Origin of the sequence: Streptomyces sp. NPDC047085, assembly GCF_040643735.1 — a bacterium.
Lineage (GTDB): Bacteria > Actinomycetota > Actinomycetes > Streptomycetales > Streptomycetaceae > Streptomyces.
Map to the genome: position 1 here is coordinate 411,201 of NZ_JBEYUW010000006.1, position 15,925 is coordinate 427,125.

At 71.7% G+C, this 15,925-nt stretch carries 11 protein-coding genes and 2 pseudogenes; 9 read left to right on the forward strand and 4 right to left on the reverse strand.

Annotated elements, in window-relative coordinates; translation table 11 throughout:
- Positions 1-101: 101 nt before the first annotated feature.
- Positions 102-2,378, forward strand: coding sequence for a heavy metal translocating P-type ATPase (locus ABZ865_RS23155; protein WP_361233296.1), 2,277 nt, complete (start codon positions 102-104; stop codon positions 2,376-2,378).
- A gap of 765 nt (positions 2,379-3,143) precedes the next feature.
- The gene (locus ABZ865_RS23160) at positions 3,144-4,556 is read left to right on the forward strand and encodes an RtcB family protein (protein WP_361233300.1); all 1,413 of its coding nucleotides are present in this window, start codon (positions 3,144-3,146) and stop codon (positions 4,554-4,556) included.
- Between the two features lie 112 nt (positions 4,557-4,668).
- Here ABZ865_RS23160 and ABZ865_RS23165 read toward each other — a convergent pair whose 3' ends face one another.
- Complete coding sequence (locus ABZ865_RS23165; RefSeq protein ID WP_361233303.1) at positions 4,669-5,130, reverse strand: archease; 462 nt, start codon at positions 5,128-5,130, stop codon at positions 4,669-4,671.
- A 74-nt stretch (positions 5,131-5,204) separates the two neighbouring features.
- Complete coding sequence (locus ABZ865_RS23170) at positions 5,205-7,337, reverse strand: SpoIIE family protein phosphatase (RefSeq protein ID WP_361233306.1); 2,133 nt, start codon at positions 7,335-7,337, stop codon at positions 5,205-5,207.
- A 140-nt stretch (positions 7,338-7,477) separates the two neighbouring features.
- Here ABZ865_RS23170 and ABZ865_RS23175 point away from each other — a divergent pair, with 140 nt between their 5' ends.
- The 4 genes from ABZ865_RS23175 (at position 7,478) to ABZ865_RS23190 (ending at position 11,028) form a co-directional block, all read left to right on the forward strand.
- The gene (locus ABZ865_RS23175; protein ID WP_361233309.1) at positions 7,478-7,708 is read left to right on the forward strand and encodes a hypothetical protein; all 231 of its coding nucleotides are present in this window, start codon (positions 7,478-7,480) and stop codon (positions 7,706-7,708) included.
- Positions 7,709-7,814: 106 nt separating this feature from the next.
- On the forward strand, positions 7,815-9,548 hold the full coding sequence (locus ABZ865_RS23180) for an MFS transporter (protein ID WP_361233656.1): 1,734 nt from the start codon (positions 7,815-7,817) through the stop codon (positions 9,546-9,548).
- A gap of 76 nt (positions 9,549-9,624) precedes the next feature.
- The gene (locus ABZ865_RS23185; RefSeq protein WP_361233312.1) at positions 9,625-10,056 is read left to right on the forward strand and encodes a DUF5959 family protein; all 432 of its coding nucleotides are present in this window, start codon (positions 9,625-9,627) and stop codon (positions 10,054-10,056) included.
- Between the two features lie 30 nt (positions 10,057-10,086).
- A complete protein-coding gene (locus tag ABZ865_RS23190) occupies positions 10,087-11,028 on the forward strand; it encodes a hypothetical protein (RefSeq protein WP_361233315.1) in 942 nt (313 codons plus the stop codon).
- Positions 11,029-11,081: 53 nt separating this feature from the next.
- Here ABZ865_RS23190 and ABZ865_RS23195 read toward each other — a convergent pair.
- Positions 11,082-11,234, reverse strand: a pseudogene (locus ABZ865_RS23195) (integrase core domain-containing protein); the annotation flags it as partial.
- A gap of 3 nt (positions 11,235-11,237) precedes the next feature.
- Between ABZ865_RS23195 and ABZ865_RS23200 the strand changes: the two are divergent.
- Positions 11,238-11,520 (forward strand): annotated as a pseudogene (locus ABZ865_RS23200) (hypothetical protein); the annotation flags it as partial.
- 7 nt (positions 11,521-11,527) lie between these two features.
- Here the strand turns inward: ABZ865_RS23200 and ABZ865_RS23205 are convergent.
- Entirely contained in the window at positions 11,528-13,789 is a 2,262-nt protein-coding gene (locus ABZ865_RS23205) for an MMPL family transporter (protein ID WP_361233318.1), read from the reverse strand.
- 175 nt (positions 13,790-13,964) lie between these two features.
- Here ABZ865_RS23205 and ABZ865_RS23210 point away from each other — a divergent pair, with 175 nt between their 5' ends.
- Both ABZ865_RS23210 and ABZ865_RS23215 read left to right on the forward strand, forming a co-directional pair.
- The gene (locus tag ABZ865_RS23210; RefSeq protein ID WP_361233320.1) at positions 13,965-15,137 is read left to right on the forward strand and encodes a sensor histidine kinase; all 1,173 of its coding nucleotides are present in this window, start codon (positions 13,965-13,967) and stop codon (positions 15,135-15,137) included.
- A complete protein-coding gene (locus tag ABZ865_RS23215; protein ID WP_361233323.1) occupies positions 15,112-15,774 on the forward strand; it encodes a response regulator transcription factor in 663 nt (220 codons plus the stop codon). The genes ABZ865_RS23210 and ABZ865_RS23215 overlap by 26 nt, the downstream gene beginning before the upstream one ends.
- The last annotated feature ends 151 nt before the right edge of the window (positions 15,775-15,925 follow it).

Below are 15,925 nucleotides of genomic sequence, written 5' to 3' on the forward strand. Positions count from 1 at the left end.
GTGGGGGGTATAGATTGAATCCATTCGCCAGGTACCCCCAAGGGGTATTGGGTATCGGAATCGAGTACACCCCACGCGTTCGTGAGCTGCGAGGAGCAGACATGACCACCACCACTCCCGGTGCCGCCGAGGTCGAACTCGCCATCGGCGGCATGACCTGCGCCTCCTGCGCCGCCCGCATCGAGAAGAAGCTCAACCGCATGGACGGCGTCGAGGCCACCGTCAACTACGCCACCGAGAAGGCCAAGGTCACCTTCCGCGAGGACATCGCCGTCGCCGACCTGATCGCCACCGTCGAGGCCACCGGCTACACCGCCCGCGAGCCCCGGCCCGAGCCCGAGGCCGTCCGCACCGGCCCGGGGTCCGGCAGCGGCTCCGCCGGGACGGAGGCCGACGAACTGCGGCCGCTGCGGCAGCGGTTGACCACGGCGATCGTGCTCGCGGTGCCGGTGATCGCGATGTCGATGGTTCCGGCGCTGCAGTTCGAGTACTGGCAGTGGCTCTCGCTGACCTTGACGGCGCCGGTGGTGACGTATTCCGCCTGGCCCTTCCACCGGGCCGCCTGGACCAATGCCCGGCACGGCGCGGCCACCATGGACACGCTGATCTCGGTCGGCACGTCGGCGGCGTTCCTCTGGTCGCTGTGGGCGCTGTTCTTCGGTACCGCCGGCATGCCCGGCATGAAGCACCCCTTCGAGTTGACGATCGCGCGCAGCGACGGCGCCGGGAACATCTACCTGGAGGCCGCTGCCGCCGTGACCGCCTTCATCCTCGCGGGCCGCTACTTCGAGGCCCGCTCCAAGCGGAAGGCGGGAGCCGCGCTCAAGGCGCTGCTGGAACTGGGCGCCAAGGAGGTCACCGTTCTGCGCGGCGGCCGTGAAGAGCTGGTGCCCGTCGGTGAGTTGAAGGTCGGCGACCGTTTCCTCGTCCGGCCCGGCGAGAAGATCGCCACCGACGGCACGGTCGTCGAGGGCTCCTCCGCCCTGGACGCCTCGATGCTCACCGGCGAGTCGGTCCCGGTCGAGGTCACGGTCGGCGACGCCGTCACCGGCGCCACCCTGAACGCCGGCGGGCGACTGGTCGTCGAGGCCACCCGAGTCGGCGCCGACACCCAACTCGCCCGTATGGCGAAGCTGGTGGAGGACGCCCAGAACGGCAAGGCCGCCGCCCAGCGGCTGGCCGACAGGATCTCCGGGGTGTTCGTCCCCGTCGTCATCGCCCTGGCCCTCGCCACGTTCGGCTTCTGGCTCGGCAACGGCGCGGGGCTGACCGCCGCCTTCACCGCCGCGGTCGCCGTTCTGATCATCGCCTGCCCGTGCGCCCTCGGACTGGCCACGCCGACCGCACTGATGGTCGGCACGGGGCGCGGCGCACAGCTGGGCATCCTCATCAAGGGCCCGGAGGTGCTGGAGAGCACCCGCAGGGCCGACACGATCCTCCTGGACAAGACCGGCACCGTCACCACCGGCCGGATGACCCTGCTGGCCGTGCACACGGCCGAGAACACCGAGGAGAAGGACGTCCTGCGGCTGGCCGGTGCCCTGGAGCACTCCTCCGAGCACCCCGTCGCCCAGGCCGTCGCCGCCGGTGCCGCCGCCCGCGTCGGCACGCTGCCCGCCCCGGAGGACTTCGCCAACCTGCCCGGCCTCGGCGTCCAGGGCATCGTCGATGGCCACGCCGTACTCGTCGGCCGGGAACAGCTCCTCGCCGAGTGGGCCATGTCCCTGCCGACGGATCTGCGGCGTGCGAAGGCCGCCGCCGAGGCGGCGGGGCGCACGGCCATCGCGGTCGCCTGGGACGGCAAGACCCGCGCGGTCCTCGAAGTCGCCGACGCCGTCAAGGAGACCAGCCCCGAAGCCATCCGCCGGCTGCGCGCCCTCGGCCTGACCCCCATGCTCCTCACGGGAGACAACCGGGCCGTCGCCGAGGCGGTGGCCGCCGAGGTGGGCATCGACCGCGAGCATGTGATCGCCGAGGTGCTCCCGCAGGACAAGGTCGCCGTCGTCAAGCGCCTGCAGGGCGAAGGGCGTTCGGTCGCGATGGTCGGTGACGGCGTCAACGACGCGGCGGCGCTCGCCCAGGCCGACCTGGGCCTGGCGATGGGCACCGGCACGGACGCGGCGATCGAGGCCGGCGACCTGACGCTCGTCCGCGGCGACCTGCGGGTCGCGGCCGACGCCATCCGACTGGCCCGCAGGAGCCTGGGCACGATCCGGTCCAACCTGTTCTGGGCCTTCTTCTACAACATCTCCGCCCTGCCGCTGGCCGCGGCCGGACTGCTCAACCCGATGCTCGCCGGTGCGGCCATGGCCTTCTCCTCGGTCTTCGTCGTCGGCAACAGCCTGCGCCTTCGCCGCTTCCAGCCCGCCGACCAGTGACCGCCTCCTGAAGGCGAGCGCTTCCTGAAGAGGGCCAGGCACGGTCCATAGACGGACAGGCAAGGTCCATCACGCGGCCACTCCGATCACCGGGGTGGCCGCGACCGCCATGCAGCGCGAGCGTGGCGCCCCCACACCGTGAACGCCGTGATCTTCAAGGCCGGCATGGCCAGAACTCCCGCGACGGCCCACCCCGTCCAACGAGGCGCGGAGAGCACGGCGTCGGCCAGACCCAGATGCACGGCGACGAAGAGGACCACGAGAGCCGCGACCCCCGCCCAGGTGAGGTGCCCGCGCCTCGACGGAGGCGGAGGCGGTGGAGTGGGCGTGGGTACGGCATCTGCGTCCGCCACCGCGCGGGTGGCCGGAGACGCCGGCAACTGCTGCCACTCCACTCGTAGCTCCTCGCGCCGTCCGAATCTGCCGATGCGCGGTGCGCAGGCTGGTCCGGGTCACGGTGGACGGCCTACGGCCCTGACGGCCCTCCCGCCCTCGCGCGGCTCGCCGGCGCCGCGGCCGTCGTCACGGTCGGCGTGGTCACGGCTGCCGTCGTCAGGGTGGGCGTCGTCATGGTGGGCGTGGTCGCGGCGGGTGTCGTGGCGGTCGGTCCGGCACCGCCCGCGCGTGTCCTCGCGGTCGGTCCGCCACCGTGCGCGCGTGTGCGCGGCGGCCCACCGGGTACCGGGAACACACCCGGCACAGACCGGCCGGCCCACGGCCGGGTGCCGGCACCGGACCGAGCCGGAGACATCGCGGGAGGATGCGATGGAACTCGTGGAGGAGCGTCCCTACCGCTTCCGCATCGAACGGCACGGGGACATGCGGGTCCCGGGCGTCGTCTTCGCCTCCCGGGAGCTGCTGAAGGACGCCCAGCAGGCGCTCGGCCAGGTGGTCAACGTGGCAACCCTGCCCGGCATCGTCGGTGCCTCGTACGCGATGCCCGACATCCACTGGGGCTACGGCTTCCCCATCGGCGGCGTCGCGGCGACCGACGTGCACGAGGGGGGCGTGGTCTCGCCCGGCGGGGTCGGATTCGACATCTCCTGCGGCGTACGGCTGCTCGCCGCCGACTGCGACCGCGCGGAGCTGCGGCCCGCCCTGCACGCGGTGATGGACGGCCTGGACCGGGCGATCCCGCGCGGGGCCGGCCCCGGCGGAGTCTGGAAGCTGACCGGACCGGGACAGCTGGAGCGGATCCTCGAGGGCGGCTCCCGCTACGCGGTGGAGCAGGGGCACGGCGAGGAACGCGACCTGGCCCGCTGCGAGGACCGCGGGGCGGTGGCCGACGCGGACGTGGCCCGGGTCGGCCCACGCGCACGCGAGCGCGGGCTCGGGCAGGTCGGCAGCCTCGGTTCGGCCAACCACTTCCTGGAGATCCAGCAGGTCGCCGAGGTGTACGACGAGCAGGCCGCGGCCGCGTTCGGACTGGCCGACGGTCAGGTGTGCGTGATGATCCACTGCGGGTCGCGGGGCCTCGGGCACCAGATCTGCACCGATCACGTACGGGAGATGGACCGCGCGATGGCCCGCCACGGCATCACCGTGCCGGACCGGCAGCTGGCCTGTGCCCCGGTGGAGTCGGCCGAGGGACGGGCGTACCTCGGGGCCATGGCCGCGGCCGCCAACTACGGGCGCGCCAACCGGCAGCTGCTCACCGACGCGGCACGCCGGGTCTTCGAGCACGCCGCGGGAGTCCGGCTGACGCTGGTGTACGACGTCTCCCACAACCTCGCCAAGATCGAGACGCACACCGTGGACGGGACCCGCCGCGTGCTGTGCGTGCACCGCAAGGGAGCCACCCGCGCCTTCCCGCCCGGCCACCCCGACCTGCCCGACGATCTGAGCGAGGCCGGCCAGCCGGTGCTGATCCCGGGCACCATGGGAACCGCCTCCTACGTCCTGGCCGGCGTGCCCGGCGGGGGCGCCTTCGCCTCCACCTGCCACGGCGCGGGCCGCACGATGAGCCGCCACGAGGCCATGCGCACCGTCACCGACCGGCAGTTGCGAGCCAGGCTGGAACAGGTCGGCGTCGCGGCCCGCCCGCGGTCCTGGCGGAGCCTGCCCGAGGAGGCACCGGAGGCCTACAAGGACGTCGACGCGGTGGTCGTGGTCGGCGAAGAAGCCGGGCTGTGCCGCAGGGTGGCCCGGCTGGTGCCGATCGGGGTCGTCAAGGGCTGATGCTGATGCCGCGGAGGGCGGGCGCGGGCTGCGTGGAGGCGCGGCTCCGGCGGGACGGACGTCGGGCGTGAGGCGCGGGGTGGTTCACACGTCGTGGTTCATAGGTCGTCGTTCACACGTCGACAGTCACCGCGCAGGACCAGCCGTAGGCATCGGGCCCCACATGCAGCTGGTGCCACGACACACCCTTGGGCGGGGCGCCGGTGATCTCCACCGCGTCGAGGTCGGTGACGGCCAGCCGTACGGCCAGGCCGCCGTCGTCCTCGTTCGCCTCGGCCTCGACGTCGACCGGGATCTGGCCGTGCACCTCCAGCCGGTAGACGACCTCGTCCAGCAGGGCGGTCAGCAACTCGTCGTCGCTGTTCTCGTCCATTTCGACGTGCGCGACCGCGGTGGGGTGGACGCCGGTGATGTCCGCGAAGCACTCCACCAGCCCCAGAACCGCCTCCGCGAGACACCGCTCGCGACTCGGCCCCCATGCCTCGATCCGTACGTCGGCCGTGTGCGGCAGCGCTCGGTGCCCACTGGTGCCCTGCTGCCGGGCCAGCCTCTCGTCGCCCGTGTCACCGACCATGCCCTCCGTGTGCCCATTCACCCGCGCCGCACACGGTGCCTCCAGGCGGCCGCGGCCACGGAGGGGCCGTCACGTCAGGGGACCGTGCCGTCGGGGGCCGTGCCGGGCAGTGCCTGTTCGGCCCAGATGGTCTTGCCGCGGTCGTGGGGACGGGTACCCCAGCGTTCGGTGAGCTGTGCCGTGATGAACAGCCCCCGTCCGCCCTCGTCGCTGTCCAGGGCGCGCCGCAGCTGGGGGGCCGTGCTGCTGTCGTCGGTGACCTCGCAGGTCAGTGCCCGGTCGCGGATGAGCCTCAGCTCGACGGGGCCACTGGCGTACCGCACGGCGTTGGTGACCAGCTCGCTGACGATCAGCGCGGTGGTGTCCGCCAGCTCCGCGAGGCCCCAGTGGTCGAGCTGGTCGGTGGCCAGTTTCCGGGCCTTGGCGACGATTTCGGGCGTGTTGGGCAGCGTCCAGGTGGCGGTGTGGTCGGCGTCGAGCGCATGGGTACGGGCCAGCAGCAGGAAGGCGTCCTGCCGACGGTGCACGGCGGCCACCGCGTCGACGATCGCGTCGCAGGTCTCCTGCAGGTTCGGCCGAGGCGTCGCGACGGCCTGGCGGATGCGATCGAGGGGCAGGCGTGCGTCACTGTCCGGGCCTGCCGGGAGCATGGCCTGGTTGTAGAGAGCCAGCATGCACCCCTCCGGAAGGGTGCGTTCTGCGACGGTGTACTGCGCGATGCCCTCGCCCAGCGCCGGGCCTTCGGGGACGTCCGCGAGCTCTACGTCGCCGGCGGGGCGTATGACCGCCGGAGGAGGATGCCCCGCCCGGGCCATCGAGCAGCGGCGGGTCGTCGGATCGTAGATCACGTACAAGCAGGTGACGGGGCACAGCGGATCGGCCGGGGAGGCGCCGGGGACGTCCTTGGACGCCCGGGCCCGTGACGGCTTGCTCACCAGACCGTGCAACCGTTCCAGAAGCTCGTCGGGCGGCAGGTCCAGATCCGACAGGGCCGTGATCACTGCGCGGAGCCCTCCCGTGGCCACGACGGCCTCGGTGCCCTGACCGGCCGTGTCGCCCACGGCCAGCGCGACCCGGGCTCCGGACAGCGGGATCACGTCGGCCCAGCTGCCGCCGCCGGCCCCGGTGGGCAGGGGATTCCGGGCCGTCTCCACCACGCCGCACTCCCGCGCCTCGGGCGCCCACTGGCCGCGCTGGAGAAAACCCGCCACCGACCGTTCACGGCCGTAGAGGCGTGCGTTGTCCAGGCACAGCGCGGTGCTCGTGGCCAGCTGGTGCGCGAGCGACAGGTCCTGGTCGTCGAAGGCGGTCGCATTGCGCCGGCGGTAGAAACAGGCGAGCCCGAGCACCACTCCGCGGGCGCACATCGGCACCGCCATCATCGAGTGAGCCCGCGCCGCGAGCAGCCGCGCGGCGCTTGCCCGGTCCGCGCTCAGCCACGGCGCGTCCTGCGTCAGGCGGCGGACCAGGCGCGGCCGCAGGTTCGCCAGAGCGGCCCGGTGCGGGCTGCCGGGCGGGTAGGCGCTCACGTCCCCGGGGTGTGGTGCTCCGTGGTCGGCCGACTCCGCGTCGGGGCAGCCGCCGGCCCGCCGCAGCGTGAGGTTCCCGGCCACCGACCCCGGCGACGGGGCCCGGCCGCACAGGACGCAGTCCAGCACGTCCACGGTCACCGAGTCGGCCAGCTCCGGCACGGTCACCTCGCACAGCTCGGCGGCCGTACGGAACACGTCCAGGCTGGTCCCCACCGAGGCGCTGGCCCTGTTGAGCAGCCGCAGCCGCTGTTCCGCCTTGATCCGCTCGGTGATGACGGTGATGGAGCTGGCCAGACCGAGCACGGTTCCGTCGGTGTCCTGGAGTCGGAAGCAGTCCGCCGAGACCACGTGCTTGACGGACGGGTCGCCGGGGCTGCGTACCCGGCAGCGCAGGTCGAGCACGGGCTGTCCGGTCTCCAGCACGCCGCGGGCCAGGCTCTCGATGTGCTCGGGGTTCTCGACGCCGAAGGTGCGCAGCGCGTGGAGCAGCGACCAGCCGAGCATGTGGTCGACGGGGAACTCGTGTATCAACCGTGCGGCGGTGTTGACCCGCACCAGGCGCAGCCGGGTGTCCAGGATGTGCAGGCCGACCGTCGACTGCGAGAACAGAGCCGCCAGCACGGTTTCATCCAGGCGCGGCCCCGCGGGGCCGGAGGGGTGCTGTGGAGTACTCACGACGCACGCCTGCTCTTCCTTGCGGATGCGCGATCCATCCCGACAGATCGAGCAAACCACCGTCTGACCTCCGCTCGCCACCGAAGCCCGGGCGCATCGACGGCGTCGGCATGGGTACACGGACCCACGAAACACCCCCCATGAACCCTGGAATCGCCCCGATGTCCCTCCGACTGCTGATCCTCGATCACCCCCGCATCCGGATGATCTTCGAGCACCCTGTCATCGCCCTCGAAGTCGCGAGCCGCGGCCATCCGCACCGGCACGGAACGACGGCACCCACCGCGCCTTCCTCTGAGCAGAAGCCCGAGCAGAAGCCCTCCGAGCAGAAGCCCTCTGGGCAGGAGCAAGGGAACGAAGCCGACACCTAGAGGGTGACGGGGCCTTGGGGCCCTTCCTCGTCACTCCACAGTCGCCTCTCCACAGTTGGTTTCATGGTGCACCTACGTCTATAATCCGCTTATGCATAAGCGTGTTATGGATAATTCACCGAGTGCATCACACAGAGGGGCTGTCAGCCCGTTCAGGCAGCCGAAGGCGGTCTGGGCCGTCGCGTTCGCCTGCGTCATCTCGTTCATGGGCATCGGCCTGGTCGACCCGATCCTGCCCGCCCTGGCCGAGAGCCTGCACGCCACACCCAGCCAGGTCTCCCTGCTGTTCAGCAGCTATCTGATCGTGACCGCGGTGGCCATGCTGATCGTCGGCTCGTTCTCCAGCCGCTTCGGCGCCAAGCGCACCCTCGTCATCGGCCTGGCGGTCATCGTCGTCTTCGCCGCGCTCGCCGGCACGTCCGACTCCATCAACGGCATCGTCGGCTTCCGTGCCGGATGGGGCCTGGGCAACGCCCTGTTCATCGCCACCTCCCTGGCCGTCATCGTCGCCTCCGCCAGCGGCGGCTTCGGCGGCGCGATCATCCTCTACGAGACCGCGCTCGGCCTCGGCATAGCCGTGGGCCCGCTGCTGGGCGGCGAGTTGGGCGCCATCAGCTGGCGCGGCCCGTTCTTCGGCGTCGCCGTCCTCATGGCCATCGCCCTGGTCGCCACCCTCGCCTTCGTCCCCGACCTGCCCAGGCCGGCCCGCCCCACGTCACCGATCGCCCCGCTCAAGGCGCTGCGTCACCGGGGTCTGCTGACCATGGGTGTCATGGCGCTGCTCTACAACTGGGGCTTCTTCACCATGCTCGGCTACGCGCCGTACCCGATGAAGCTGAGCGCCCACCAACTCGGCCTGGTCTTCACGGCCTGGGGCCTGCTCGTGGCCGCCTTCAGCGTCCTCTTCGCCCCGCGCCTGCAGGCCCGTTACGGCACCGCCCCGGTCCTGTACGCCAACCTCCTGGGCCTGAGCATCGTGATGGCCGTCATCGCCGCGGGCGTCGACGACCCCACGGTGGTGATCGTCGCGGTCATCGTCAGCGGTGCCTTCATCGGCATCAACAACACCCTCACCACCCAGGCCGTCATGCTCGTCGCCCCGGTCGAGCGTCCCGTGGCCTCCTCCGCCTACGGCTTCCTGCGCTTCATCGGCGGCGGCCTGGCCCCCTACGTCGCGGGCAGGCTCGCCGACGCCACCGACCTCGGCGTCCCCTTCTACCTCGGCGCCGCCACCTTCCTCCTCGCCATCCCCGTGCTCGCGAGCGGCCACCGCCTGCTCCGCCAAGCCGAACAGCACGGCGGCGAGGGCGAGTCGGTGACGCCGACGCTCACCCCCGTGGGCAGCAGGGCGAACGCCGGCACCCCCGCGGTGGTCGTCGCCGTGGGCGCCCATGAGCGCGCCGGTGTCATCGTCGACGCCGCGGCACGGTTCGCCCGGGACACCGGCAGCCCGCTGGAGGTGGTGCACGTCCAGCAGACGGCCGTCGTCGAGGAACAGGCCGTCGACACCGAGGACTTCGAGGCCGCTCGGGCCGCCGTCACCGCGCACCTCGACCGGCTGGCGGCCCACGGCGTCGCCGCCACCGGCCAGGTCCTCACCAGCGTCGGCGACCACGCCGCGGCCGGCCGCGCGGTCGCCCAGCACGCCGCTGACATCCACGCACGCGCCGTCGCCGTGGGCCGCTCTCCGCGCGGACCCCTCGCCCAGTTCGCCGACGGCAGCTTCACCAGCGCGCTCACCCATACCGCCGACTGCACGGTCGTCCTCGTCGACCCCGACGACACGCCCCGGCGCCTGACCGCGGACAGTCTGCGAGAACTCCGCAGCGGCGCACTCTGACACCGGCGGCGGTTCAGCCCGGATCCATGGCGGACGTTAGTGTTCGGAGGCACGGGCAAGCGGGGGAGGGATGGGCATGGCTGAGCAACCGATCGACCTGATCCGTCTGGAGGGGGAGGGCAACAGCGTCGTCCTCCGGATCGAGGGGAAGGAGGAGCGGAAAAGTCCCGGCGAGAGCGATGTCCTGACCGGGGAGTTCGTGGTGGACACGCCCTTCGTGCGGGGCACGCTCAAGACCTGGATCTCCCCGGGGGACTTGAGACGATGGCAGCAGGCCCTGGACGCCCTGGACGCGGGCCAGGACGTCTCCTGGCGCGAGGGTGAACGTGCCCCGTGGCTGTACATCGAGCACGACGAGGACGGCGACCGGTGCCACGTCACGATCAAGGACTACGCGATGTCCCTGACGACGGTGACGGTCACGGTCCCCTTGGCCGACGCCTGGTTCGACGACGCCTACCGGCGCCTCGACCTGGTCTGGGACACCTGGGACCTCAGCGAGGACTGAACCGGCCTCTCACCAGCGTACTGTCTTGGCATGCGGCGCACAGAGATCACGCGGGACGACGGCACCTGGACGGGCTTGTCCCTGGAGGTACACGCCCGCCGCCAACCAGGTCTGTGCCTGTTCACCGCCGAGCGCCGGCTGCTTCTCGCCCAGCAGTCGCGGCCCGTGCTCCTCGCGGCTGTCGAGGAGGACTTCTGCGGAGTCGACTTCTGGCGCACCGACGCCTACCGCTCTCTCGTCCCGCCGTTGCGTGCCCGGACGGGAAGGGCGTTGGCCGACAACCTCGACCGCTGGGCGTACCGCTTCGCACAGCACCTGCTCGACGCACCGGGCAGCCCACTGCACGACGGCCGATGGCTGCTCTCACGGGAGAGCCCGCTCCTGCGCTGGAACCACGGCCGTCTCACGCAGTCCGAGTACTGGGGCTCGGTGATCATCGAGGGTCATCCGGACGGTTACATCGACTGGTTCGTCCATTCCGGCTCCTGGGAGATCCTCCCGCTGCGCCCGATGCCCGACGCGGGCGACGCACGGGTCAAGGCATACCGCAAGCAGGCCCGTGACGGAACGCTACCGCCCGTCCTGCTGTGGTGGGTGAGCGGCTTGGACTGCCATCTGATTCTGGACGGTCACGCGCGGCTCGCCGCGGCGATCGCCGAGTCGACCACACCTCCGGTGCTGTTTCTGCATCGCACCACATCGAGCGACGACGTGGTCGCGGGCACCGAACGGGCGGTGCGCCTCTACGAGGCCGAACTTGCTCGCTTCGCCGAACTCCGCACCGTCCACGGCCCAGCCGTCCCGGACGGCGCCGCCATCGCAGGACCCTCACTCGCGCGGGACCTCCAGGAGCGGCACACGGCACAACGGCCCACCTGGGCCTGGCCGTTGCCGGGCGGAGAAGCCGAGTGGCACCGCGTCGCACGTGAGGTGACTGCCGAGACTGCTTTTTGGAATTCGCCGCACGGCTGATGAAGCCGGGATTGCGCCATGAGCGTCGGGAGCGTGTCGGTCTGCGCAGGCGACTAGGTGTGCTGCTTGGACACGTTGGTGACGCGGCTGGCTGGGGTTTGGCCGCTGATTCCGGTGTGGGGCCGGTGATAGTTGTACCAATCCAGCCAGTCGGGAAACGCTGCTTGACGTTCGGTTTCTGAGGTGTAGGGCTGTATGTAGGCCCAGGGGACGCCGGCGTCTTCGAGGCCCTGCTGGAGGGCCTGGTCACGGAAGCCGCGAAGCGGGGTGAGGTGGACCTGTCCCTGGCACCACCGCCCGAGCCCACCACGACGCGGCCTATCCGGCGTCGGCGGAAACTCCGGCTGAAGGCCGCCCTCCTCGCGCGTTCCAGAGGCGGGCAGACCAGCAAGGTCCACCTCGCCGCCGACCGCAAGTGCCGCCCGCTGACGTTCATCCTGACCACAGGACAGCCCGCAGTTCATCCCCGTCCTGAAGAAGGTACGGGGCAGGAGTTGAGTCAGCGGTCAATCAGCCGTTGACGCGGGGCCTCACCCGTGGATTCCGCGTCGGTGCCGACCGGGCCGCGGGGAAGCATCCGGTCCAGCCACCTCGGCAGCCACCAGTTGGTCCGGCCGAGGAGTGTCATGGTCGCCGGTACCAGCACCATGCGTACGACCGTGGCGTCGATGAAGATCGCGGTGGCCAGGCCGAGCCCGAACATTTTGGTGGAGGGGTCCTCGGCGACGGCGAAGGACAGGAAGACCGCCACCATGATGAGGGCGGCCGAGGTGATGATCCGGGCGGTGCCCGAGACGCCCTCGACGATCGCCGTGCCGTTGTCGCCGGTGCGCAGGTACTCCTCGCGTACACGGGAGAGGAGGAACACCTCGTAGTCCATCGACAGGCCGAACAGGATGGCGAAGAGGAACATCGGGATGAACGACACGATCGGAACCGTCGCTTCCAGCCCGATGAGTGCGCCTCCCCAGCCCCACTGGAAGACCGCGACCATGATGCCGTAGGCCGCGCCGATGCTCAGCAGGTTCAGCAGTACTGCCTTGAGCGGTACGAGTATCGAGCGGAAGACCAGCATCAGCAGCAGGAACGACATCGCCAGCACGGCGGCGACGAACACCGGCAGGCGTTGGCTGGTGCGTTGGCCCACATCGGACAGGCTCGCGGCGGCGCCGCCGACGTGGGCCCTGGCCGGGCCGTGCCCGATCGCCGTGGGCAGCACGTCGGTGCGCAGCCGGGCGATGGTGTCGGCGGTGGCCTTGTCCTGAGGGCTGGTGGTCGGGAACACCACGAGGGTCGCGATGCCGGTGGCCCGATCGATATGCGTCGGCGCGACGGATGCGATGCCCGGATCCGCCGCGACCGCCCCGACGAGTCGGTCCAGCACTCCCGGATCACCGGCGGGGTCCGCGGCGATGACGAGGGGACCGTTGGTGCCCGGGCCGAACCCCTCGGCGACGAGGTCGTAGGCGCGGCGCTCGGTACGGCTGTGGGGCAGTGAGCCGTCGTCAGGCAGGCCGACGCGCAGGCCGAGCACGGGCAGCGTCGCGGTCAGCAGCAGCCCCGCCGCGCCGACCGCGTACGGCACCGGGTGCCGGCTGACGTGCCCGATCCAGCGCCGCCACCCGGCGGCGGGGGCGGCGCCCGCCGCCGGGTCCCGCCGCCGTGCGAGTCGGCCCAGCTTCCTGGTCTGCAGAGCGCGGCCGATCCGGCCGGCCCGGGCCAGGCGTGGGCCGGCGGCGCCGAGGAAGGCCGGCAGCAGCGTCACCGACGCGACCACCATGGTCAGAACGACGATCGAGACGGCGAGCCCGCCCACCGTCATGAACGGCACGTTCGCGACCGCCAGGCCGAGGATCGATACGACGACGGTGCCGCCGGCGAAGACCACGGGCCTCCCCGCCGTGGCCACCGCTCGCCCCGCCGCCTCGCGGGGATCGAGCCCGCGCGCGAGGTACTCACGGTGCCTGGCGAGCACGAACAGCGCATAGTCGATGCCCACTCCGAGCCCGACCATGCTGCCCAGGACAGGGGCGAAGGTCGGGACGTCCGTCACCCCCGCCAGTACCGTCATCGTGGCAACCCCGACGGTCAGCCCGAAGACCGCCATGCCGATCGGCAGCGCGGCGGCGACGAGCGAACCGAACGCCAGGAACAGGATCGCGGCCGCGGCGAGGATGCCGATCAGCTCGCTTGCGCCGCCGTCGGCGTCGGAGAAGACGTAGAAGAGGTTCCCGCCCATCTCGATGCGCAGGGGCAGCTCGGCGCGCAGCCGGTCGCCGAGATCGACGAGGGCGTCGAGGTCTTTGGCCGACAGCCGGCTCTGGTCGGGGTACTGCACCCGGACGACCGCGATCCGCCCGTCGGCCGAGACAAGGCCGCCGCGCACGGTGGTGTCCCCGCCTGCGTCGAGTGCTCCCGCCGGGTCGCTCGTGCCGAGCACGTGCGGCAGCCGCTGCACCTCGGTCTGCAGCCGCGTGAGAGCGGTGCGCGCGCTGCCGTGGTCGAAGAACGTCGCACCGTCGTCGAGGGGGGTGACGACCACTTGTGCGGTCATCCCCTCCTGGTTGGTGCCGGCCCGCTCGATCAGTTGCGCGGCCCGTTGGGAGTCCAGTCCCGGAGCGGTCATCGAGTCCGCGGTCCGCCCGCCGATGGCGATCGCGGCGAGGACGGCAAGCGTGGTGGCGATCAGCCATGCCGCGATCACCCGCCAGGGATGGCGGGCGGCGCTTGCGCCCAGGCGCAAGAGGGCTTTCGAGAGCATCGGGTCCTCCAACCACCTCGTCGGCCGTCCTTGTACGGCCGCCGATGCCGAGGTTCGTCGCCACGGCGCTCTGCGGCATCGGCTCGCGGGCCGCGGATCCGTCGGCCCCAGGGCGGAGTGACGCCCCATCCTTTCGGCCGATGCGCGGCACGGCGCGGTCCCTAGGCTGAGAACCGTGCTGCGAGACGACCTGCGAACCCTGTGGACCGAACCCCGGCCGCCCGACGCGCCCGCCCGTGTGTGGCGGGACTGGGCGCTGCTCGCCGCGGGCCTGGGCGGTGTGGTGCTGGAGGCCACCCTGCGCGAGAACGTCGTGTGGCGGCCGGTGGCAGTGGTGTTGGCCGTCTGGCTGTGCGTGCTGCCCCTGTGGCGCCGGACGCGCCCGCTGGCGGTGGTCGCGCTGGCGTTCGGCTCGGCGATCCTGCTCCAGGTCGCCTCGCTGGTCGCCGCGCCGCGCGAGCCCGTCGGCCTGAACACCGGCGTGGTCGTGGTCGTACTGGTGTATGCGTTGCCCCGGTGGGGATCGGGACGGGAGATCGTGCTGGGCAGCGCGGTGATCCTCACGGCCTTCGGGCTGTCGGTCGTCACGGACGAAACGCCGGCCGCCGAACAGGTCGGGGGCTTCGTCTTCCTGTTGCTGCCCGGCTTGATGGGTGCCGCCGTGCGGTTCCGGGCGACCGCTCGCGAGCGGCAGTGGGAGCAGGTACGCTCCCGCGAGCGCGAGCAGCTCGCCCGGGAACTGCACGACACGGTGGCCCACCACGTTTCGGCCATCGTGATCCGCGCCCAGGCGGGCCGGGTGGTCGCGGGCACCGACCCGTCCGCCGCCGTCGAGGCGCTGGAGGGGATCGAGGAGGAAGGGGCGCGCACGCTGGAGGAAATGCGAGCCCTGGTCGCCGCGCTGCGCGACCGCGGGGCCGGCGCCGAGCTGGCGCCGCCTACCGGTGTCGCGGATCTGGAGCGCCTGGTGCGCACCCCAGGTGGTCGCCTCAGGGTCGACCTGGGGCTCGACGGCGAACTGGACACGCTGCCCCCGGCCGTGGACGCGGCCGTCTACCGCATTGTGCAGGAGTCGGTGACCAACGCCATGCGCCATGCGGTCAACGCGACCGAGGTCGTCGTCCGGGTCACCGCGGAACGGCACACGGTACGGGTGAGCGTGCGCGACAACGGCCAACGCACCGGCCGAGGCCGTGCCGGATACGGACTTGCCGGACTGCGCGAGCGCGCTGCCCTGCTCGGCGGCAAACTACAAGCCGGCCCCGGCGCCGACCAGGGCTGGCATGTCGAAGCCGAGCTGCCGAGAGGGAGGACCGAGAGCGGTGCCCATCCGCGTCCTCGTCGCTGACGACCAGACCATCATCCGCACCGGGCTGCGGATCATGCTGAACGCCCAGCCCGGCATCGAGGTGGTCGGCGAGGCCGCCGACGGACAGGAAGCGGTAGGTCTGGCCCGCGAACTGCGCCCCGACGTCTGCCTGTTCGACATCCGCATGCCCGTGATCGACGGGCTCGAGGCCACCCGGTTGGTCGCCGGCCCGGGCGTCGCCGACCCGCTGGCCGTGGTCGTCATCACCACTTTCGACCTCGACGAGTACGTCTACGGCGCGCTGCGTGCCGGCGCCCGCGGATTCCTCCTCAAGGACACGGGACCAGACCTTCTGGCCCAGGCCGTACGGTCGGCGTCCGACGGTGAGGCGCTCATTGCGCCCAGCGTCACCGTCCGTCTGCTCCAGGCATTCGCGGACCTGCCCGCCGGCCGGCCCGCGGCCCAGCCGGTCTCCCCCGTCACCGCCCGCGAGGAGCAGGTGCTCCTCGCCGTCGCTCGCGGGCTGACCAACACCGAGATCGCCGATGCGCTGCACATCAGCCTCAGCACGGTGAAGACGCATCTGGCCAGCCTGATGGCCAAACTCGGCGCCCGCAACCGGGTCGAGATCGCGATGTGGGCCTACGAAACGCGCCGTATCCTCCCCGGAACCTGAGCCGGGTGCCGGGCCATGTCCCATGAGTCCCCGCCCGGACATCAGTGCACCGGTCGGCTCAGGTCGCCACCACGTGCCTCACCCGCCCCAGAGCGTGACGTACCAGGAGGCCGGAACTGGGACGGTGAGACACCCGATACGACAAGACTCC